Source organism: Uniformispora flossi (assembly GCF_049534875.1).
GTDB classification, from domain to species: Bacteria; Actinomycetota; Actinomycetes; order Streptomycetales; family Streptomycetaceae; genus Yinghuangia; species Yinghuangia aomiensis.
The window spans coordinates 1-19,417 of record NZ_JBMULZ010000026.1 but is presented as its reverse complement, the minus strand read 5'-3'; the positions used below and the strand labels follow the sequence as shown (position 1 = coordinate 19,417).

General features: G+C 72.5%; 20 protein-coding genes. 6 read left to right on the top strand and 14 right to left on the bottom strand.

The window, feature by feature from the left end; translation table 11 throughout:
* Positions 1-69: 69 nt before the first annotated feature.
* Genes ACPA54_RS35310 through ACPA54_RS35290 form a run of 5 tightly spaced genes read right to left on the bottom strand, consistent with a single transcriptional unit; the run spans position 70 to position 6,941 of the window.
* Positions 70-2,034, bottom strand: coding sequence for a GMC family oxidoreductase (locus tag ACPA54_RS35310; protein ID WP_423536081.1), 1,965 nt, complete (start codon positions 2,032-2,034; stop codon positions 70-72).
* Positions 2,035-2,074: 40 nt separating this feature from the next.
* Positions 2,075-2,800 (bottom strand): ABC transporter ATP-binding protein, encoded by a 726-nt coding sequence (locus tag ACPA54_RS35305; protein WP_423536080.1) that lies wholly within the window; start codon positions 2,798-2,800, stop codon positions 2,075-2,077.
* Positions 2,797-3,651 carry an ABC transporter ATP-binding protein gene (locus ACPA54_RS35300; protein ID WP_423536078.1) on the bottom strand — a complete coding sequence of 285 codons (855 nt, stop codon included), beginning with the start codon at positions 3,649-3,651 and terminating at the stop codon, positions 2,797-2,799. The genes ACPA54_RS35305 and ACPA54_RS35300 overlap by 4 nt, the downstream gene beginning before the upstream one ends.
* Positions 3,641-5,665: an ABC transporter permease gene (locus ACPA54_RS35295; RefSeq protein WP_423536076.1), complete on the bottom strand. Its 2,025-nt coding sequence runs from the start codon at positions 5,663-5,665 to the stop codon at positions 3,641-3,643. The genes ACPA54_RS35300 and ACPA54_RS35295 overlap by 11 nt, the downstream gene beginning before the upstream one ends.
* 4 nt (positions 5,666-5,669) lie before the next feature.
* Positions 5,670-6,941, bottom strand: coding sequence for an ABC transporter substrate-binding protein (locus ACPA54_RS35290; protein ID WP_423536075.1), 1,272 nt, complete (start codon positions 6,939-6,941; stop codon positions 5,670-5,672).
* Positions 6,942-7,165: 224 nt separating this feature from the next.
* Between ACPA54_RS35290 and ACPA54_RS35285 the strand changes: the two genes are divergently transcribed.
* Both ACPA54_RS35285 and ACPA54_RS35280 read left to right on the top strand, forming a co-directional pair.
* Complete coding sequence (locus ACPA54_RS35285; RefSeq protein ID WP_423536073.1) at positions 7,166-7,846, top strand: TetR/AcrR family transcriptional regulator; 681 nt, start codon at positions 7,166-7,168, stop codon at positions 7,844-7,846.
* Between the two features lie 114 nt (positions 7,847-7,960).
* Positions 7,961-9,070: a carbohydrate binding domain-containing protein gene (locus ACPA54_RS35280; RefSeq protein ID WP_423536071.1), complete on the top strand. Its 1,110-nt coding sequence runs from the start codon at positions 7,961-7,963 to the stop codon at positions 9,068-9,070.
* A 38-nt stretch (positions 9,071-9,108) separates the two neighbouring features.
* On the opposite strand, the gene ACPA54_RS35275 is transcribed toward ACPA54_RS35280, so the two are convergent.
* A complete protein-coding gene (locus tag ACPA54_RS35275) occupies positions 9,109-9,951 on the bottom strand; it encodes an alpha/beta fold hydrolase (RefSeq protein ID WP_423536070.1) in 843 nt (280 codons plus the stop codon).
* A gap of 157 nt (positions 9,952-10,108) precedes the next feature.
* Between ACPA54_RS35275 and ACPA54_RS35270 the strand changes: the two genes are divergently transcribed.
* Complete coding sequence (locus ACPA54_RS35270; RefSeq protein WP_423536068.1) at positions 10,109-10,675, top strand: hemerythrin domain-containing protein; 567 nt, start codon at positions 10,109-10,111, stop codon at positions 10,673-10,675.
* Between the two features lie 61 nt (positions 10,676-10,736).
* Positions 10,737-11,084, top strand: a complete 348-nt coding sequence (locus ACPA54_RS35265; protein WP_423536066.1) for a DUF6479 family protein — start codon at positions 10,737-10,739, stop codon at positions 11,082-11,084.
* Between the two features lie 49 nt (positions 11,085-11,133).
* On the opposite strand, the gene ACPA54_RS35260 is transcribed toward ACPA54_RS35265, so the two are convergent.
* The 5 genes from ACPA54_RS35260 to ACPA54_RS35240 form a co-directional block, all read right to left on the bottom strand.
* Positions 11,134-11,625 carry a hypothetical protein gene (locus ACPA54_RS35260; RefSeq protein ID WP_423536064.1) on the bottom strand — a complete coding sequence of 164 codons (492 nt, stop codon included), beginning with the start codon at positions 11,623-11,625 and terminating at the stop codon, positions 11,134-11,136.
* A 124-nt stretch (positions 11,626-11,749) separates the two neighbouring features.
* Positions 11,750-12,631: a TauD/TfdA dioxygenase family protein gene (locus ACPA54_RS35255; RefSeq protein WP_423536063.1), complete on the bottom strand. Its 882-nt coding sequence runs from the start codon at positions 12,629-12,631 to the stop codon at positions 11,750-11,752.
* A gap of 233 nt (positions 12,632-12,864) precedes the next feature.
* Positions 12,865-14,337: an MFS transporter gene (locus ACPA54_RS35250; RefSeq protein ID WP_423536061.1), complete on the bottom strand. Its 1,473-nt coding sequence runs from the start codon at positions 14,335-14,337 to the stop codon at positions 12,865-12,867.
* 135 nt (positions 14,338-14,472) lie between these two features.
* Entirely contained in the window at positions 14,473-14,988 is a 516-nt protein-coding gene (locus tag ACPA54_RS35245) for a cupin domain-containing protein (RefSeq protein ID WP_423536059.1), read from the bottom strand.
* Between the two features lie 73 nt (positions 14,989-15,061).
* Positions 15,062-15,205 carry a hypothetical protein gene (locus tag ACPA54_RS35240; RefSeq protein WP_423536057.1) on the bottom strand — a complete coding sequence of 48 codons (144 nt, stop codon included), beginning with the start codon at positions 15,203-15,205 and terminating at the stop codon, positions 15,062-15,064.
* 162 nt (positions 15,206-15,367) lie between these two features.
* Between ACPA54_RS35240 and ACPA54_RS35235 the strand changes: the two genes are divergently transcribed.
* Positions 15,368-15,766, top strand: coding sequence for a hypothetical protein (locus ACPA54_RS35235; RefSeq protein WP_423536055.1), 399 nt, complete (start codon positions 15,368-15,370; stop codon positions 15,764-15,766).
* Positions 15,767-15,881: 115 nt separating this feature from the next.
* Here ACPA54_RS35235 and ACPA54_RS35230 read toward each other — a convergent pair whose 3' ends face one another.
* Positions 15,882-16,304 (bottom strand): nuclear transport factor 2 family protein, encoded by a 423-nt coding sequence (locus ACPA54_RS35230; protein WP_423536054.1) that lies wholly within the window; start codon positions 16,302-16,304, stop codon positions 15,882-15,884.
* Between the two features lie 152 nt (positions 16,305-16,456).
* Between ACPA54_RS35230 and ACPA54_RS35225 the strand changes: the two genes are divergently transcribed.
* The gene (locus tag ACPA54_RS35225) at positions 16,457-18,079 is read left to right on the top strand and encodes a phosphotransferase (RefSeq protein WP_423536050.1); all 1,623 of its coding nucleotides are present in this window, start codon (positions 16,457-16,459) and stop codon (positions 18,077-18,079) included.
* 36 nt (positions 18,080-18,115) lie between these two features.
* Here ACPA54_RS35225 and ACPA54_RS35220 read toward each other — a convergent pair whose 3' ends face one another.
* Both ACPA54_RS35220 and ACPA54_RS35215 read right to left on the bottom strand, forming a co-directional pair.
* Positions 18,116-18,316, bottom strand: a complete 201-nt coding sequence (locus ACPA54_RS35220) for a DUF5708 family protein (protein ID WP_423536048.1) — start codon at positions 18,314-18,316, stop codon at positions 18,116-18,118.
* A 159-nt stretch (positions 18,317-18,475) separates the two neighbouring features.
* Positions 18,476-19,180, bottom strand: a complete 705-nt coding sequence (locus ACPA54_RS35215; protein WP_423536047.1) for a DUF305 domain-containing protein — start codon at positions 19,178-19,180, stop codon at positions 18,476-18,478.
* Between the last annotated feature and the right edge of the window lie 237 nt (positions 19,181-19,417).

Below are 19,417 nucleotides of genomic sequence, written 5' to 3'. Positions count from 1 at the left end.
CGTCCGGCCGGCCGCGCCGCGCCGCCCGAAGGCGGGGTCGGCGCGGCTTTCCCGGGCCGCGGCACCGCCTCAGGCCGGGGTGCCACCGAGCCGGTCCGCCAGGCGTGCGGCGTTCATGTAGGCGATGGCTTCGATCGAGATCATCGGGTTCACTCCGGAGGACGTGGGGAAGCAGGACGCGTCGGCGACCACCACGTTGGGCACCTCCCAGGTCGCGCCGTCGGGGTCGGTGGCACTGAGGTCCCGGGAGCCGCCCATGCGCGCGGTGCCCATGATGTGCAACGCGGCGATCGCGCAGCGGCCGGGACGGTATCCGGCGCGGGCGCATGCCGCGATGAAGTCCTCGTGGTTGCCGCGCCGTTGCGGTTCGTAGGACGGTCCCGCCTGATGGGCCGAGAAGATGCGCCGGGCCCCGGCGGCGGCCAGGATCCGGGCCGCGCCGCCGACCCCGGTGTGCAGGTGCCCGGCGTCGTGCTCGGACAGGCGGTAGTGCGGCACGGGTTCGCCGTCGCGGGCGACCTTGACCTCGCCGTGGTCGCGGTCGCGGGTGATGATGCCGATGCCGGCGGTGTGCCCCAGCTGCCCGAGGACGGCCAAGTGGGCGGCGCCGCCGCGCCAGTTGAGGAAGCCCTGGAGGGCGGCGGGGTTGCCGGGACCGGTCTCGTAGATGACGCCGTGGCCGTGGCCGTCGAGATCGCTGTGCTCGCGGGAGTAGCGGGTCTGCATCCCTCCTTCCCAGGGGCGGATCTCCTCGTCGAAGACGCCCCAGACGGCGGTGGCGGGGTGCAGGCGCAGGTACCGCCCGATGGCCGGGTCGCCGAATCCCGAGCGGCGCAGGAGCGCCGGGGTTTGCACGGCACCGGCCGCCACCACGACGGCTCGGGCGCGGACGGTCACGGCGTGGCCTGCCGCGGTGGTGCCGCGGACGCCGACGGCGCGGCCCTGCCGCACGTCGATCGTCCGGACGTCGGTACCGACGACCAGGCGCGCTCCGGCGGCTTCGGCGTCGGCCAGCCACGTCTTGGCGGCCGACTGCTTGGCGCCGAGCCGGCAGCCGTATCCGCAGCGCCCGCAGTCGGTGCCCATGTCGCAGCCCACGACGTTGCGGGGCATGGCGTCGACGTGCCAGCCGAGCGCGAGCAGGCCTCGCTCCAGGACGGCGTCGCGGGCCGAGGCCGTGTTGTGGTCGCCGTTCACGGACAGCCGGTCGGTCACAACCTCGATCGCCCGCGCGTATTCGTCTTCGGCGAACTGGGCCGCGCCGAGGGCCGCCCATTCGGCCCGGACCTCGGGCGGGGTGGGGAACGACGTCGTCCAGTTGACCACGGTGCCGCCGCCGAGGCAGGAACCGGCGACCAGGGCGACCTGCCCCTCGGCGGTGGCGGCGGGGCCGCCCGCGTACAGCCGGCTCAGGCCGGAGAGTTCGCCGCCGTCGAAGTCGGCGTCGTCGTAGTACCCGCCGCGTTCCAGCACGACGACGGCGAGCCCGGCGGTGGCGAGGACCGCCGCCGCGGTGCCGCCGCCGGCGCCCGATCCGACCACCACGACGTCGCAGTCCAGAGCGGTGTCCGCGGTCGGCGAGAGCGGCGCGAGCCGCGGGCGTGCCGCGGTGGGCAGCGTGCCCAGGGGGCCGGGATAGCCGATGGCCTTCCAGACCGGGGACGTGCCCGTCGGCCCGGAAGCCAGCAGGTAGGAAGAGGTGGCCAGTCCCCGCAGCGCCTGGAACAGCACCCGCTTGCGCTCGGCCGACGAGTCCCCCAGCTTCAGGAGCATGCGCTCGCGTTCGGCGGGCGTCAGCCGGGAGAACCGCCGTCCGCCGGTCCCGAGGAGCAGGCCCGTCGCCCGGGAATCCCACGCGGAGAGCAGGCGCGCGAGTTGCCGCCGGTCCCGGGCGCGGGGCTGCGCCCCCGCGAGCAGTTCGGCGACGGCGACGGCACCGAGCGCACTCGCGGAGGGGACGGCGGCGCCGTCGCCGGGGTTGAAGGTGTCGCAGATGGCGGTGAGCGCGGCGCGCTGCCGGGCGTCGACGTCCAAGGCGGTGTCCTTTGCTGGTGCGGGTCGGCCGGAGGACGGCTCAGCCTCCGAAGTAGGCGCGCTGGATGCGGTCGCGGTCGGTGCGGAGGTCGACCGCGCGGCCCGCGAGGACGACTCGCCCGTGGTGGAGGACGACGGCTTCGTCGGCGACCGCGAGTGCTTGGTCGATGTGCTGCTCGACCAGCACGATCGCCGTCCCTTCGGTGTCGGCGAGGCGGCGCAGGATCGGCAGTGTCTGTTGCACGGCGACCGGCGACAGGCCCGTGCTCATTTCGTCGATCAGCAGCACGCGCGGGCGCAGCAGCAGGGTCTTGGCGATCGCGAGGAGCTGCTGTTCGCCGCCCGACAGGGCGCCGCAGCGGCGGTCCAGGAGTCCGCGGAGCTGCGGAAAGCGGTCGAGGGCGGGTCCGAAGCCGTCGGGGCTCCGGGAGAGGCGGAGGTTCTCCGCGACGGTCAGCCGGTGGAAGACCCCGCGGTTGTCCGGGATCAGGCACAGCCCCGACCGGGTGGCGCGGGCGACGCGGCCGGTGACCGGGGAGCCGAGCACGCGCACCGTCCCGCCGAGGACGGGCAGCAGGCCGGCGGTCGCGCGCAAGGTGGTGGTCTTTCCCGCGCCGTTGGGGCCGAGGAGCGCGAGGATCCCGCCGCGCGGCACCCGCAGCGCGAGGTCGCGGACCGCGGGGACGCCCCGGTAGCCGGCGGTCAGTCCGCGGATCTCCAGCGCATCCGGGAGCGCCGTGGCGGTGGTGGTCGTCGCGGCCGTCACGGGGTCGCCGGGCTTCCGAGGTAGGCGGCCACCACGCCTGTGTCGGCACTGACTTCGCGCGGGGTGCCGGCGGCGATGATCCGGCCGAAGTCCAGGACGTGGACCCGGTCGCAGACGTCGAGGACGAGGGTCATGTCGTGGTCGATCAGCAGCACGCCGGGCCCGGAGTCCGCGATGCGGCGCAGCTCGCGGCCGAATTCGGCGCTCTCCCCGGTGTCCAGTCCGGCGGCGGGCTCGTCGAGGAGCAGGACGCGCGTGTCGCCCGCCAGGGCCCGGGCCACCCCGGCCAACTTCTGCAGGCCGAGCGGGAGTTCCTCGGGCCTCCGGTCGGCGGCCGCGTCCAACCCCACCAGGGCGAGGGCCTGCCGGACGGCCGCGTCGGTCCGGCGGCGGCGGCGCCGGCCGAGGTCGGCGGCCATCCCGCGCAACCCGGCGCGTTCCACCGAGACGGCGAGGTTCTCGGCCAGGGTGAGGCCCGTGAACAGCTCGCCGGACTGCCAGGTGCGGGCGAGCCCCAGGCGGCGGCGCCGGTGGGCGGGAAGGCCGTCGAGCCGGACGCCGCCGAGTGCGACGCTGCCGGTGTACGGCGCGAAACCGGTGACGGCGTCGACGAAGGTGGTCTTGCCCGCGCCGTTGGGCCCGATGAGGCCGACGATCTCGGCGGGGCCGACGTCGAGGCGGATCCGGTCGTTGGCGAGGACGCCGCCGTAGTGGACGGACACGTCCCGGGCGGCCAGCAGCGGGGCCGGCGCGGCGGGCGTCGGTTCGGCGGCGGGCGTGGGCTCGGTGGCGGGCGTGGGCTCGGTGGCGGGCGTGGGCTCGGTGGCGGGCGTCGGCGGCTTACCGGGCATGGGCGGTCTCCGTTGCTTCGGCGGCGCCGGGCGGCGCCTGCGCGGACGTTCGGAGGGCCGGGACCGGCCGGGTGAAGCGGACGCGGAAGCGGTCCGCCCACGGCCGGCGGTGCGGCCCGAACACGACCACCCGCACCACCATCGCGGCGGCCACCACGAGCGTGTAGTACTTGCCCAGATCGAACGTCTGGGTCAGCAGCAGGTACAGGACCCCCAGCGGCGCGGCGAGACCGGCGACGACCGCGCCCGACAGGCGCGTGATGCCGCCGACGTATGTCGCGGCCAGCACGGCCAACCCGACGAGCACGCTGAAGGAGGCGGCCGACAGCTGTCCCCGGCTGTACCCGATCAGGCAGCCGCCGACGCCGGCCAGGAACGAGGCGAGCGCGAATCCCAGCAGCTTGACCGCCGGGACGTTCACGCCGGCCGCGGCGGCGGCGCGTTCGTTCGACCGCACGGCGAGGAACGCCCGGCCCGTGGTCCCGGACAGCAGTCGCGCCGTGGCGTACATGAGCAGCGCGACAACAACGAGCACCATGAAGGAGAACCTGAGCGTCATCACGTCCGCGCCGCGGCGCTGGGCCAGGGAGTAGCCGAACAGCGACGGGTCGCGGATCAGGTTCCCGGAGTACGGCGTCAGCGCCGGGTTGTCGAAGACGAAGCTCTCGATCGCGAGCGCGGCGGCGATCGTGGCCACGGCGAGCTGGGCCCCGCGGATGCGCAGCGCCGGAACGCCGACCGCGATGCCGAGGGCTGTCGCGATCAGCGCCGACGCGGCGATCGACAGCGGGAACGGGACGTGCGCGTTCGTGGTCAGCTTCGACAGCGCGAACCCGGCGGCCCCGGCGAACGCCATCGTGGTCAGCGAGATCTGCCCCAGGTAGCCGGTGAGCAGCACGACCGACGCGGAAACGAGCGTGAAGATCACGGACATGACCAGGCTGAACCGCCACTGTCCGGAGGTGGTGGCGATGGCGACCCCGGCCGCCGCCACCAGTGCCGCGGTCGCCGGCAGGCCGGCCCGCGGCATCCGCACCGGCGTCGGCGTCCCGGCGTCGCGGGCGCCGCGTTCCGGGATGCGGGGGCCGACGAGGAAGAGCGCGACGACGATGACGAGGAACGGGATCGCGTCGCCGACTCCGGCCTGGGCCCACGAGGGCCACCAGCTCTTGGTCGTCGAGAACAGCACGATCTGCTGCAGCGATCCGAGGGCGAGACCGGCCGCGCAGGCGATGCCGATCGAGGTCAGGCGGCCGACGAGCGCGACGGCGAGGGCCGGGACCACGTAGAGCATGTAGCTCGTCGGGTCCAGGCCGCCGATCGCCGGTGCCGCGAGGACGACGATCAGGCCGGAGGCGAACCCCGTCGCGCCCCAGACCAGGGCGGCAAGCCGGTCGGGCGAGTACCCCATGAGGCGCAGCGCCTGTTCGTCCTCGGCCCCGGCGCGGGTGGCGATGCCGAGCCGGGTGAACCGGAAGTAGGCCGCCAGGGCGAGCGCCACCGCGATCGCCGCGCCGGCCAGGATCAGGTTGCCTGCGGCGATCGTGGCGCCGCCCCACGAGTAGGTCTTGGCGGTCAAGGCGGGCAGGGGGATGAGGCCGCCGGGGTCCACGCCGAGCGTCGCGCGGTCGAACCGCAGGGTGACCAGGGCTTGGAGGAACAGCATCGCCCCGACGGACGCGACGACTTGGCCGACGGCCGGGGCGCGGCGCAGCGGGCGGAACACCAAGGCGTGCGCCAGCAGGCTCCACACCAGGCCGCTTGCCGCGCCGATCAGGACGGCGGGCCAGGTGTCCATCGGTCCCGTGCCCAGGTGGAGGCTGCCCACGGGGAGCACCAGCGTGCCGTTGGTGCGGAGCGCGGCGGTCTGCCAGACCGCCCACAGCGCCACCGAGCCCTGCGCGAAGTTGAGGACGCCGGTGGCGGCGTAGAGGCCGACGAGCGACGTGCCGAGGACCGCGTAGACGGCTCCGGTGGAGAACCCGATGACGGCGAACTGCAGCAGGTCTCCCATCGGTTCAGCTCGCGCCGGGGATGGTGGCCATGATCGCCGGGGCCGGGGTGATCCAGGTGCCGGTGACCGGCTTGAGGGTGAGGTCCTTCTGCACGGTGAACAGCAGCATCTGGGTCGTGCAGTTCGGGGTCGTGGCCTTGCCGCAGGTGATGTCGGGTCCGAGGAAGCTCGGGGCGCCCTTTGTCGCCTGGAGCGTGGACAGCACGGTCGCGCCGGTGAGGTTGTCGAGCGAGGGGGCGGCGGACAGGCCCTTGGCGAAGTCCACGACGGTGGCGAACTGGCCGTAGCCGTAGTAGTCGGCGGGGCCGCCGGCGTCGTTCAGGTACTTGCCGGCCGTGCGGAGTTGGTCGGCGACCCCGGGCGGGGCGTACTGCTCGGAGCCCGGCAGCCACACGGAGGAGTACAACGCCGCCCCGACGGCCGCCGCCGGGTCGGCCTTGATGAACGACGTGCACGCGGCGACGAAGATGTCGCCCTGGTACCCGACCGACCGCAGGTTCTTGACCAGTTGGGTGCACACGGACTCGCTCGGCGAGGCGATCAGTCCGGCGACGTCGGGCTTGGTCGAGGCGATGGTGGAGGCCACCGCGCTGAAGTTCGGGTTCGTGGCGGAGAAGTAGAGGCCGGTGGCCTGGATCCCGAGCAGCTGGGACAGCGGCTTGAGTTCGGTGTCCACGGTCTTGTGCGCGGCCGGGGTGTCCACCAGGGTCAGGGTCGCCGACGCCTTGCCCTCGGCTTTGAAGCCCTGCAGGGCGCCGACGAGGAACGAAGCCTGCGGTGCGGCGAAGAAGACGCGGCCGGCGCCGGTGCTCCCGGTGGCCTGGTCGAAGGGGATCTGGCCGACCAAGGGGATCCCGGCGGCCTGGAGGATGTCGATGCCCGCGCTCGAGCTGTAGTTGAACCCGTCGAAGGCGGCGACGACGCGGTCCTGGACGAACTTGTTCGCGCAGGCGATGGTCTTCTCCGGCGTCCCGTCGACCGAGCAGCTGTCCACCTCGATCGGGTGGCCGCCGATGCCGCCCAGCTCTGACGCGACGTAGCGCACGCCGGCGTCCGTCCCGGCTTTGACGCCGAGCAGCGCCGTCGCGCCGGTGTCGGGGTTGAACAGGCCGACCTTGATCGGCGTGCCGGCGAGCGTCGGCGCCTTGGGGGCGGAGCCGCCCCCGCCCCCGTCGGAACAGGCCGCGGTGGCCGCCAGCAGCAGTGCCGCCGCGGCGCTCGCCAGGATCCGGGACCGTGCCGGTCTTCCGCCGTTGCCCAGCCTCATCAGCCTCATCGATGCCCCACTTCTCACTTCTCGGATGCGGTCGCCGGAAGGTGAACAAGCCGCGGGCCCGGCCGAGGTACGGGGCGTGAGCCGCGTGGTAGGGGCCGAAGGTACCGAAAAACTGAGATTGACGTCAACCTCTACTATGGATCATGCGGCGACGTTCACGACCGGGGTTCGGAGGCCGCACTGCTAAGATCGCCCGCCACCGCACTGCCCGAGACGAGGTGCCCGTGCCCAAGCCCGTCGCCGAGACCGGGGCGGCGAATTCCGGCCGCACCCGCACCGACCGGCGCCGCGAGACCACCCCCCAACGGCTGCGCGACGCCGCCCGCGTGGTCTTCGAACGGGACGGCTTCCACACCGCCCGGCTCTCCGACATCAGCACCGAGGCGAAGGTCGGGTCGGGGACGCTCTACAACTACTACCGGTCCAAGCACGACCTGCTGCACGAAGTGATGAAGGACGTCACGGCGGAGCTGACCGCGATCGCCGCCGACCACGTCAGCGCCCAGCAGGACCCGGTCCGCCGCATCGAGGAAGTCAACCGGATCTACATCGAGGCGTTCCGGCGCAACGCCCGCGTCCTGCAAGCCGTCTACCAGGCGCGCGACGAGGACGAGCGGCTCAAGGCCCAGTGGAGCGAGGTCGCGGACCACTTCCAGAGCCGGGTCACGCGGGCGATCGCCGTCTGGCAGGCGGCCGGACTGGCGTACGCCGACCTGGACCCACGGCACACGGCGCACGCTCTGTCGCTGATGGTCGAGCGCGTGGTCATGGCGTGGTCGTACGAAGGCGTCGAGTACGACGCGGAGACGCTGATCGACACGCTCAACAAGATCTGGGTGCGCTCACTCGGACTGTCGCGGCGGGGCGCGGAGGGGGACGGGGCGCGGCGCGCCGAAGAGCGCTGAACGGTTGACGCTGTCGTCGTGGTCGCCTTCGTCGCCGGGCGGCGTTGGTACTAACCTTCCGACAGTCCGGTTCGGAACGGGAGGCCCGAGGGCCGTGGGCAAGGGACGGCAGGTTTGCGTGCACCGCGTGCGGTGATCGTGGGCGGTGCGGCCGCCGTGCTGGCCGCCGGCGGCTTTGCCGCGGAGGCGGCGCTCGGGGGCGGCGACGGCGGGCGCCCGGAGCTGATCCACAACGGCGGGTTCGAGGACGGCGCCGCGGACTGGTGGACCTCGGGCGCGGCCGCCACGGCGACGGTGGCCGACCCCGCGATGGGCGGCGGCAAGGTGCTGCGGGTGCAGGTGCCCGGCGGGTCGTCGAATTCGTGGGACTACATGGTCGGGCAGACCGGGTTCCCGCTCGCGCAGGGCGAAGAGTACGTCCTGAAGTTCACGGCACGGTCCGACAAACCGGTGACGATCCGCGTCACCGTGCAGCAGGAACAGGCCCCGTACGCCATCGCGTTCGACAAGCAGGTCCAGTTGGAGAAGGACAAGCGCACGTTCGAACTCCCCTTCACCGCGGGCCGGAAGATCGACGGGGCGGCGCTGACGTTCCAACTCGGCGGTGCGGACGGTGACGTTTCGGTCATGCTGGACGCCGTCTCCGCCAAGGACGGCAGGGGGTTGGACACCGGGCCGGACACCGCGTTGATCGCGACGGCGGCGACCGCGGCGCTCGTGTCGGCGGGCGCCTTCGGCATGCATGTACGGCGACGGCGCCGGGACGCGGCGGTGCCCGGCGGAGGCGGGCTTTCCACGGCACCGGCGCCGGCGGTGCCGCCCGCGCGGTACGTGCCGACGCAGGCCGTTCCGCCCCGGTACGTGCCGGCGCCGGCCGTTTCGCCCGCGCCGTCCATACCGCCGCTCGACCCGCACTCCGGTCCGCTCCCCCACCCGGCTGCACCGGACCACAACGCCCTGGATTCGGTGTGGTCGGTGAGTGCCGTTCCGCCGAGCGCGCCGGAGCACGCCGCACCGTCGGCCGCCCCGCCGTCGGCCAGCCCGGGCGCGCCGCCCGAGGCCGGCGACGTCGCTGCCGGGGCGCGTCCGACGGTTCCGCCGACCTTCGCCGACAACGTCGTCTTCACGCCTCCGCCCGCGCTGTTCCCACCCGGCGACGAGCCCGAGGCGGACGGGGCGACCCCGTCCTGGCGTCCGCCGGAGAACCCGCCGCGCGAGGGCTGACGGCCGCAGGCGTCGGGCCCGGCGGAGTCAGTTCCAGGTCAATTCCAGAACTCCCGCAGGGCGGCGTTGACGGCGGCGGGCTCCTGGGTGTGCGGGTAGTACCCGGGCACCCACAGGAGCCGGCCCGCAAGGGCGTCCGCGAGAGATTCGGCCACCGCCATGAGCGGGACCCCCACGTGCTCGCGGTAAGCGGCCGGCGCGCTCTCCCAGGTCCCGCAGATCACCAGAACCGGCAGACCCGCACCGCGAATCGGCTCCAGCGGGATCTCCGCATCCCAGATCGGCCGCTCGCGCATGGACGTGGCGACGGCACGCAGCCGACGCGGGGTGGGCTCGGGCATGGCCATCCCCAACCCCCCGGTGGACGCGCGCAGATACTGCTCCGCGGTGACACCGTCCGGGATGCCCGGGTCGGTGCCGCGCACCCGGTCGAGGAGGTCGGCGACCACGGGATGGTCCGCGGCGGCGGTGAAAGCGGACGGCTGGACGAGGGCCAGGGAGCGGACCAGGTCGGGCCGGCGCGAAGCGGCGACGAGCGCGGCGACGGCGCCGTTCCCGTGCCCGACGAGGTGGGCGCCGCCGGATCCGTCGGCGGAGGCGCCGCGGAGGACCGCCACGATGTCCTCGGCGTCGACGTCGAAGTCGCTCCGCACGGTGTCCGGGCTGTCGCCGTAACCCCGGCGGTCCATCAGGAGGAGCGGTCTGCCGTCCGCGAGGGGGCGCTGCCCGGCGAACCCGTACGCGGGGTCGCTGCCCCAGGTGAAGATGCTGTGGACGAAGAGGGCGGGCGCGGCAGCGGCCTCCGGGGCCCGCGCCGTTGGCCGGCCCTGGCCTCCTCCGGCCCGATAGCGGTCATCCCACACAGTCACGTGTACGGCCATACATCACCCTACTGAAGGGCTTCCGAAGCGAAGTGCAGGCCGCCGGCTGCCGCACAACTGCTGCGGCGGCGTGGCCCCGGGCGCCGTGTGTCACATCGCGCGTCCGGGGAAGCCGCCGGGGCAGCCCTCTTTCGACTCTCGTGAAAGCGGTACCGATATGGACACCCCTGGACACGGCGGCAATGTGATCACCGAACTGACCGCGGACCACCGTGAGGTGGAGCGGATGTTCCGCGACCTGGAGATCTTCGCGGATCCCGGCGAACGCCGCGGTCTGGCCGACCGGATCACGATCGAGCTCGTCCGGCATTCGGTGGCCGAGGAGCAGTACCTGTACCCCGTGGTGCGCGAGCACGTCGCGGGCGGCCATGCCCTCGCGGACAAGGAACTCGCCGACCACGCGGGCGTCGAGAAACTCCTCAAGGAACTGGAGGGCACCCCCGAGGACGAACCGCGGTTCGCCGAACTGTGCCGCCGCCTCGCCTCCGAGGTGCGCACGCACGTCGCCGACGAGGAGGAACGCCTGTTCCCGGCCTTGGCGCAATACTGCGACGCGGACATGCTCGACGAACTCGGCGACAAGGTCCGCAGCGCCAAACGCATGGCACCGACCCGGCCGCACCCGTCCGCCCCGGACGCTCCCCCGGCCAACAAGCTCCTCGCCCCGGGCGTCGGTCTCGTGGACCGGGCCCGCGACCTGGTCAGCGGGCGCGGGAGGAGCTGACCCGGAGAAGCCGGGCGGCGCTTCGCCACATGCGGGACGGCAACCGGGGTAGCCGCGCACTATGCGCTACTCGAACCTCGCCGACGCCGGCCCGAACGCGGCCGGTATCGCCTTGGTGGTCGTCGCCGCGGTGGCGATCGCCGCGTTCCTCGTGATCCCGGTCGTGCACGGAGCCCTACGACGGCGCCGCCCGCCGCCCATGAGCCGACGACCCCGAGGCACCTCGTGGGCCACCCCCGACACCGCGGCCGCGGAGCGGCCCGTGCCACCCGACGAGCGAGACGATTCGCCGGACGTCGTGGAGCCGGTCGAGCCCGCCGAGATGCCGCGGGACGGCCGCCGCCGCACCGCGCACGAGCTCCCCGGCTTCGGCAACCTCCACGAACGCCCCAAGCGCCACGGGACCTGAAGCGCTCGCGCCGGGCCGCTCTCGCCCGCCCAGGGCGGGGGTCGCGGCGTCAACCGGTGATACGCCTGAACTCCGCCTCGTACTGCTTGGCCTCATCGGGAGTCAGGGTGAACGTCAGCCGCAGCAGATAGCCGCCGCTGACGTAGTCGTACTCCTTGAGCGACGGGATGCTCATGGCTTCGGTGACGGTCTGGATGTACTTCGCGCGGGTGTCGGCCTTCGACTTGTTCGGCCAGACCTCTATGCCGCCGCCGCGGCTGATGTCGCCAGGTGTGTCCTGCGCGTCCTCGGCTTTGACGCGGGTGTCGACCCACCCGGCCTTGCTCGAGTACTGGCCCGGGCGGCCGAGCTGGTGGTTCGGGTCGCTCGCCTCGTCGAAGACGGTGATCTCACCGATCGGGAGTCCGGCGGCCTTGAGCTGGTCGGCGAGTTGCCGGGCGGTGAGACCCGGTTTGCCGGAGCCGCCGCCGTCACTGCTACTGCACGCGGTGAGGAGCGCGGCGATGACGATGACGACGGCGGCGAGCCTTGCTGAGCGCACGGGTTGGTCTCCCAGGGTCGACGAATGTCTGGGTTAGACCTGCGGGGCACCGAAACGGTTGTCTGCTGAGCGGAAGTCGTCTCGCTCGACCGCCCCTTCGGCTCGGCTTCGGCCGAAAGCCGCGTCATTCCATGGTGCGCGCGACGCTTGGCGTTCCGTCCACGCCGACCACGGTGCCGCCGTGCACGGTGGTGCGGTGCAGGACGCGGGGCGCGTCGCCGAAGTCCGCGACCGCGCGGTGCTGCGTGGCGCGGTTGTCCCAAACGGCCACGTCGCCGGGGCGCCACGACCAACGCACGGTGTTCTCAAGGCGCGTGATGTGCTCTTGGAACAGCCGCATCAGCACGTCCGACTGGGCCCGCGGATACCCCGCCAGGCGCTGGGCGAAGTCGCCCAGCAACAGCGTGCGTTCCCCGGTCTCGGGATGCACCGCGACGACCGGGTGCTCAGCTGCAAGCGGGAAGGCCTCTGCCATCTCGCGGTACCACGCGGAGGCCTCGGACTCGTTGGCGCGTCCGGGCGCGGCGTAGTCGTAGGCGTTCGTGTGGACTGCTCGCAGTCGGGCTGCCAGATCCCGGAGTTCCGGCGTGAGTTCCTCGTATGCGGCGGCGGTGTTCGCCCACACGGTGTCGCCGCCGCTCTCGGGGAGGACGACCGCGCGCAGGACGGAGACGGCGGGGAACGCCGGCAGGAAGGTCAGGTCGGTGTGCCACTGGTCGGCGAGACCGCCGTGCCGGCTCGTGACGGGGTGGACCAACTGCTCCTCGTGCCCCAGCGGGTGGGCGACGGCCTCGCCGAGAAGACCGGTGAACGCCACCTGCGCCGCGTCGTCGAGGTGGTACTGACCGCGGAAGAAGATCACCTTGTGGCGCAGCAGCGCGGCGCGCACGGCGGCGACGATGTCGGGCGGCAGGTCGCCGGAGAGAGCGACGCCCGTCACGAGCGCGCCGATGCGGCCCGTCACGGGGTGCACGGCCACCGCGCTCGAATCCGTTGCCGTCGTCATGGTTCGTGTCCTCCGTTCCGGGCGCGTGACCCGCGTGCTGACGGCGCGAGGGATCGGCCGGTCGGGGCATTGTGACGGTCGAGGTGAGGCGCGGTGGGCGGGGGTCTGGGAAAGCCCGGCGGGGCATCGGCGCACGTGGGCGCGCGTGAGGCCCTCCCAGGGAGCTGGAAGGGCCTTCAGGGGGACGCGGGTCGGTGCGAGGGTCAGACGTGCACGACCGGGCGGGAGGGGGACTAGGTCGCGGGCTCGGTCGACTTGGTCGGGGAGTCGGTCTGCTCGGTGATTTCGCGGGTGGGCGGCTTGCGGAGGCCGAGCGCGACCAGCGCGGTGAGCGCGATGCCGCCGACCGCGAGGAGGACCGCGGTGCGGAGGCCGTCGGTGGTCGCCGAGCGGAGGGCCTCGCCCGTCAGCCCGTCGAGGCCGGAGTTGGCGACCGCGACGAGGAGGGCCAGGCCGACGGCGCCGCCGATCTGCTGGGTGGTGGACGCGACGCCGGAGGCGATGCCCTGGTCCTCGGCCGGCACGCCGAGCGCGGCGGCGCCGAACATCAGGGTGTACCCGGCACCTTGGCCGACACCGAGGACGAGCAGGCCGGGCACCAGTGCGAGGTAGGACGCACCGGTCGCCATGCTGAGCGCGACCACGACCGCCCCGACACCGCCGACGACCAGGGCGGCGATCATGATCGGACGGATGCCGTACCGGGTGGCGAGCCGCCCGGCGGCCTGCGCCCCTGCGGCGATGGCGACCATCGGGACGAGGAACGCGAGCCCGGTGGTCATCGGGCCGTAGCCGTGCACGCCCTGGAAGTAGACGGTGAGGAAGTACAGCAGCGTGCCGAAGGTGCCCATGTACAGGAAGGTGATGGCGGAGCCGGTGGTCAGGTTCCGGTTGCGGAACAGGCGCAGCGGCAGCAGCGGGTGCGCGCTGCGCCGTTCGACGGCGACGAAGGCGGTGAGCAGGGCGATGCCGGCGATCGCGGCGCCGAGCACCACGGGGGACGTCCAGCCGGACTCCGGGCCCTGGACGAGGGTGAAGACCAGCGCGGTGATGCCGACGGTCGAGGTGAGCGCACCTGCCAGGTCGAAAGAGGGGCGGTCGCCGGTACGCGGCGCGTCGGGGGCGATCAGTGTGAAGGACAGCAGCGCGGCCAGCCCGGCGAGCGGGACGTTGACGAAGAACACCGATTCCCAGCCGAACGCGTCGGTCAGCACGCCGCCCAGCAGCGATCCGAGGATCATCCCGCTGCCGCCCGCGGTCCCCCACACCGCGAACGCCCGGTTGCGTTCCCGGCCTTCCGCGAAGCTCGTGGACACCAGGGTCAGGGTCGCGGGGAAGAGGAAGGCGCCTCCGACGCCCTGCACCGCCCGGGCCGCGATCAGCGTGCCGGGGTCGGTGGCGAGGCCGCCGAGCAGCGAGGACCCGGCGTACAGCGCGAGCCCGAGGGCGAACATCCGGCGCGGCCCGAACAGGTCGCTCGCCCGGCCGCCGAGCAGCAGGAACCCGCCGAAGGCGACGGCGTAGGCGCTGATCACCCACTGCAGGTTCTGCGCCGAGAAGCCGAGGCCGGAACCGATCTCGGGCAGGGCCACGTAGACGATGTTGTAGTCGATCGAAATGATCAGCTGGGCGAACGCCAGCAGGGCCAGGGTGAGTCCCAGGCGGCGGCGCGGGGCCGCGGCGTCCTGGGGCAGGTTCTCGGGCATGGGGGACCGGCTCTCTGTGCGTGGCTGGGGGGTGGGGCGGGGTGGGTGCGCGGGTGGCTGCGGGGGCGCGGTTCAGGCGGTAATGCGCGCAGTTCACTCGGCGGTGTGCGCGGTTCAGCCGGCGGTGTACGTGGTTCAGTCGGCGGTGTGCGCGGCGGCTTCGGCCAGGGACGCCTGCCACACGGGGCTGGCGAAGTAGTGGTTGTCGTACGTCTGCGAGCTGTCCTTGATGTCCTGCACGGTGGCCTCGCCGCGGTTGACGCGCTCCAGCAGCCGGTAGTAGTCGAACCGGTGCAGGCCCGGGGTGAAGACGACGAGCATGTCGCCGGTCGCGCCGGGGGCCGGCGCGAAGGCGTGCGGCACGGTCGGCGGGACGGTGAGGAAGTCGCCCTTCTCCAGGGTCAGTACCTCGTCGTCGACCAGGATCCGCATCGTGCCGTCGAGGACGAAGAACATCTCGGTGGCCTTCGTGTGGAAGTGCGCCGGGGCACCCGGCGAGCCCTTCTCGAACGTCGCCCGGTTCGCGGTCAGCGCACCGCCGGTGGCACCCGCGTCGGCGAGCAGCGTGATGAGGCTGGTCGGACCGTCCTGCAGAACCTCCGCCTGCTCGGCGCGGACGAGGACGGGAGCGGCGGTCGGGTTCGCGTTCATGACGATGTTCCTCCAGGTCAGAAGTGCTTTAGGGCGGCTCCGCGGCCGCCCCGCCGGGCTTGCAGAAGTAAATCTAGAAGCCCGGATGACCCAGGAAATAGTTCAATCCGCACGTGTTTTCATGGGTCAAATCCGCCGCCCGCTCAAAGACATCGGCGCCGCCGGGAAGCCGTGGCCACACCGCGGTGACGTCGGCGAAGCGCCGCGTGCGGCGCACCCGTGGGCTCCTGTCTCCTGCACGGTTTGCCGTTCGCGCCGCACCGGGCCACTGTCCCGGGAACGCGATGGGTGGCACGCTGGGGCGGCAAGGCAAGCCGGCCGGAGACGAGGCGACTTCGCGGCGGATAACGTGAGGCTCGCCGGGGAGGGAGCATCGCGAATGGCTGACAGGGGTCGGGTACCGCCCGCCGCCATGGTCGCGGCGGCGGGGCTGTCGCAGGTGAAAGGACGTGGCGACCCCCTGCCCGCGGAGACCATGGCCGAGATCGCGGAGCAGGGCGCGGCGCGGCGCACTGCGCAGATTGTGGACGAAACGATCTACGGCGGGGAAGCCGACCGGCGTGTCTTCAAGAGCCGCGAAGGGCGCGAAGTGCACGATCCCGAGGTGCACTACCTGGGGACACGGCGTACGCTCCTCGACCCGCGCGGCACCTCGGGCCGGCGCGCCGCCATCTTCCGCAGTCCCGACGGGCAGCTCTCCGGCGGCGACCACGACCGCGCCAAGCGCCGCGGTGACCGGGAACGCGACGAGCGTTCGCAGCTCGGAAACCTGCGTTAGTCCGGCCTCTTCCCCGTCGGTGCACTAGCGCCGATCGCGGCAATTCCGAGGCGAACGGAATCAACGAACGTCGGCCGACGCGTGACGGTCGCCCTCTTCGCACGGCAATGCCCGGCTACTCCTCCTCGCCGAAGATCATCCGGTGTCCGCGCGCGGTGTCCATGTACTCGCGGACGCGGTGGATCAGCCCGTCGCGCAGTTCGAAGACGAGGCAGTAGTCGTTCGTGTAGCGGTTGCCGTTGGCGAGCGTTGCGGTCATGGTCTCCTCGACGATGACGCGCTCGCCGTCGGCGTGGAAGGCGTGGAAGGTGACGGTGACGTCCCGGACGAACAAGCGCGGGAAGTCCTCGGCGAGGAAGTGGGCGATCGCTTCCCTGCCGATCATGTGGCTGGGGCCGTTCAGCGCGACCGCTGTCGCGTTCCTTGGCGGTGCCAGCCACTCGGCGTCCTCGGTGAAGACGGCGGAGATCCGTTCCGCGTCGTGACTGGCGAACGCCCTCCAGGCGTCCTGAACGATCTCGCGGCTGCGTGGTGACATGCCCGCGAGGCTAAGCGCGCACGAGCCGCGGATCCGGCGGGTTTCGGACATCGTCACCCCGAAGTCCGCCGAACGCAGCGCCGTCGGCGCGAACTTGCTGCGAAACCTGGCGGATGCCACGCTGCGGGAGGGAAGATCGGGGACTCCCGCCGATGTCGACGCCTGCGGGCCGGGGAGGGCGGATGGGTTTCGATGACCTGACGGACGCCCAGGTCGCCGAGGCACTGGCCCAGCGATGGCGCGTCGTGAAGGATGCCGAGGCAGAGGCCGAGCGACGGCGCGAGCCGAAGACCAAAAGCGAGCACACCTCGTCGCCGCCGGACCCCGGCTTGGACCCGACCCTGCCACGCGCGCGCCGACTCCCCGGCGGCCGCCGGAACGAGAACTGGCTCGTGACCGTCGACGGCGAGGAACTGCTCCTGCAATTCCCGGCTCCTCTCGACGCGTTCCATCTCGACAGGGACGCCTATCCGCATCCCAAGTGTCCGCCGGAGCCGCGGTGCCTGGACCAGGTCGATGTGTTCCGTCATTTCGGCGCGCAAGGAGCGTCCTGGTCGACGAGAGTGCGCTTCCAGGCGCCGGACAACCAGTTCTATATCCGGGACTTCGTCCCCGCCGAATTCCCGGAGGTCGTCGACCGCGACGACGTCTACTTCGAGACCTCCGAGCAGTGGGTTGCCGCGGTCTCGGAGCAACTCCCCCGCATCTGGGAGGAACGGGATGCCAACCCTTGGCGCGGGCCCATGCTCGGCATTCAACCCTCGGACGTCGCCGAGCAATTCGCGGCGGTGTCCCGGAGGCTCAGGTTCGTCGTCGACTTCTACGAGCCCCGGGTTCCGAGGTTGTTGCCCGCCCTCGGCCTGACCGACGAGGTGCTGCAGCGCGTACAGAACCGTCGGCTGCCCCGCAGACACACGCCGTTCGGCTTGCAGCACAAGGACTTTCACCCCGGACAGGTGGGCCTCAAACCCGACGGCGGACTCCTCGTCATCGACGAGGAGTGGGCCGCGCCGGGATCGTCCGTGTACGACATGACCACCTTCCTGCTCAACGACCGCATCGGCACGCGCTACCCGGAGATGAGCGCCCGGATTCTGGACGCGCGCAGCAGGACGGAGCAGGCCTGGTTCAGAGCCTTCGCGCCGCTCGTGGCGACCGGGACCATGGTGAACTGGTCCACCTACCTCGTCCGCCAACTGCGCGCACGTTCGTTCGTCGACCCTGCGTCACATGGGGAACCGAAGCCGGCGCACGGGAGCAGCAGTTGGGACCAGGACCTGACACAGGCGGCGAAGCTTCTGAATCGGGCGATCACCGAATCCCGCCGCTATATTCCCGAGTTGCCCCTCGCCGGGCCGGAGAAGGTCCGGGATATCCTGGACGAATACCTCGCCCAGCCGCGCGCCTTCGTCTTCACCGGCGAGCAGATACACGTCGGTGCCGGCGAGTCGAAGGCCTCAAGCAAGCACCGGGAATACCAGGCGAGTCTGCGCCCGACGGTGGAGCCGCGCTCGGAGTCGCAGCCTGCTCTCCCCGAGTTCCCCGCCGCGGCCCGCGGGCTCGCCCCGGTCTTCACCCGGCCCAGCCGCCCTACTCCGGCGACGCGTGCCTCGCCCGGACCGCAAAGAGGACTGCCGCGGCCTGCCGACCTTGCCGCGATGGTCGCCCACGCGGACAAGGCAGTGGGCAAGTTGGCGGACAAAGGCCAGATTCACAACCTGGCGGTGAAACCCTGGGCCGAGCGCCATGTCCAGGGCTTGGCGCTCGAACCCTGACCAGTCCGCACCGCAGCGGAGGCCACCGGCTCGCCGCTAGCGGCGCTTCGCCGGGCTGCCGCGGCCCGCGCCCCGGGTCATACGGAACACCCCGTATGCCGCTTCGAGGGCGCCGATGACGATGAGCACGACGCCCAGCTTGTCGAGCGAGACGGCCGGGAGATCGACCCGGCCGCCGTAGAGCTTGAGCAGCACCCCGACGCCCGACAGACCGACACCACCGACGACGTCCCTCATGCACGCGCTCCCATCCGAATCGTGAGTGTTTCCGACCCGGAAAACGCTAGGTCCGCCCTGGGGTGACCGCGTCCTGCCCGCTGAGGAACCGGCGGTAGACACTTCGATGCAGTCGGCACAGGCAGCGGCCCGTTCCGCCGCGGCAGGTGCCGGTGCGGGTCACACGTAGTCGTACAACGTCCGCATCTGCACGATCTCGGACTGTTGTTCGGCGACGATGTGGCGGGCCAGGTTGCGGGTGAACACGTTGGCGCCGTCCGCGGCTTCGGTCCGGGCCATGGCGACCGCGCCGAGGTGGTGCTCGATCATCAGGTCGAGGAACATGCGCGAGGCGGTCGGGCCGTCGGCGGCCTCGAAGGCCGCCAGTTGCGCGGTGGTCAGCATGCCGCCGGTACCGCCGTGGTGGGCGGTGTGGTCGGCGACGGACTTCGCGTCCACCGGCACCGGGTCCTGGTTCCAGGCGGTCAACCAGGTGTTCATGTCGATGACTTCGCGGTCCTGGTCGGTGCGGATGCGCTCGGCGAGCGCGGTGACGAGGTGCTGCGTGCCCTGCTTGGCGAGCAGGATGCGGCTCATCTCGACCGCTTGCGCGTGGTGCGGGACCATCGCCAGGGCGAACGTCAGGTCGGCGGCGTTCGGCGGCTTCGGTGACGCCGCCGCGGGCCCGCCCACGGACGGCGCCGGGGCGGCCGGGGCCCCGCCTGTCGGGGCGTCGGAGGCCGCCGACGGCGCGGCGGCCGTCGGAGCAGCAGCCGTCGGAGCGGCCCCGGCACCGCCGAACGCCAGCGCCGTCAGCGCGACGCCCGCGCCGGAAGCGAACAACGCGCAGGCGGCGAACCATCCGCGGGCACGCGACAGCGACACAAAGCCTCCTCGAAGAGACGGCGGACAAGGTGGAGGGTCCCCGCACACCCCGCCGCAGGCAGGCGGGCGGGCCGGAGGGCGGGCGGGCCGGATGGCGGGCGGGCCGGATGGCGGGCGGGCCGGATGGCGGGCGGGCCGGATGGCGGGCGGGCCGGATGGCGGGCGGCCGCCCCCGCCCGCCGAACGGCACGGGCGGGCGGGCTGTCTCTTATTCACCTCTCCGAGCCCACGAGTCCC

Bases quoted from the DNA above. Each gene is read 5' to 3' on its own strand.
- ACPA54_RS35300 (WP_423536078.1), bottom strand. From the start codon at position 3,651: ATGCCCGGTAAGCCGCCGACGCCCGCCACCGAGCCCACGCCCGCCACC.
- ACPA54_RS35295 (WP_423536076.1), bottom strand. From the start codon at position 5,665: ATGGGAGACCTGCTGCAGTTCGCCGTCATCGGGTTCTCCACCGGAGCC.
- ACPA54_RS35290 (WP_423536075.1), bottom strand. From the start codon at position 6,941: ATGAGGCTGATGAGGCTGGGCAACGGCGGAAGACCGGCACGGTCCCGG.
- ACPA54_RS35275 (WP_423536070.1), bottom strand. From the start codon at position 9,951: ATGGCCGTACACGTGACTGTGTGGGATGACCGCTATCGGGCCGGAGGA.
- ACPA54_RS35270 (WP_423536068.1), top strand. From the start codon at position 10,109: ATGGACACCCCTGGACACGGCGGCAATGTGATCACCGAACTGACCGCG.
- ACPA54_RS35265 (WP_423536066.1), top strand. From the start codon at position 10,737: ATGCGCTACTCGAACCTCGCCGACGCCGGCCCGAACGCGGCCGGTATC.
- ACPA54_RS35255 (WP_423536063.1), bottom strand. From the start codon at position 12,631: ATGACGACGGCAACGGATTCGAGCGCGGTGGCCGTGCACCCCGTGACG.
- ACPA54_RS35250 (WP_423536061.1), bottom strand. From the start codon at position 14,337: ATGCCCGAGAACCTGCCCCAGGACGCCGCGGCCCCGCGCCGCCGCCTG.
- ACPA54_RS35245 (WP_423536059.1), bottom strand. From the start codon at position 14,988: ATGAACGCGAACCCGACCGCCGCTCCCGTCCTCGTCCGCGCCGAGCAG.
- ACPA54_RS35235 (WP_423536055.1), top strand. From the start codon at position 15,368: ATGGCTGACAGGGGTCGGGTACCGCCCGCCGCCATGGTCGCGGCGGCG.
- ACPA54_RS35230 (WP_423536054.1), bottom strand. From the start codon at position 16,304: ATGTCACCACGCAGCCGCGAGATCGTTCAGGACGCCTGGAGGGCGTTC.
- ACPA54_RS35225 (WP_423536050.1), top strand. From the start codon at position 16,457: ATGTCGACGCCTGCGGGCCGGGGAGGGCGGATGGGTTTCGATGACCTG.
- ACPA54_RS35220 (WP_423536048.1), bottom strand. From the start codon at position 18,316: ATGAGGGACGTCGTCGGTGGTGTCGGTCTGTCGGGCGTCGGGGTGCTG.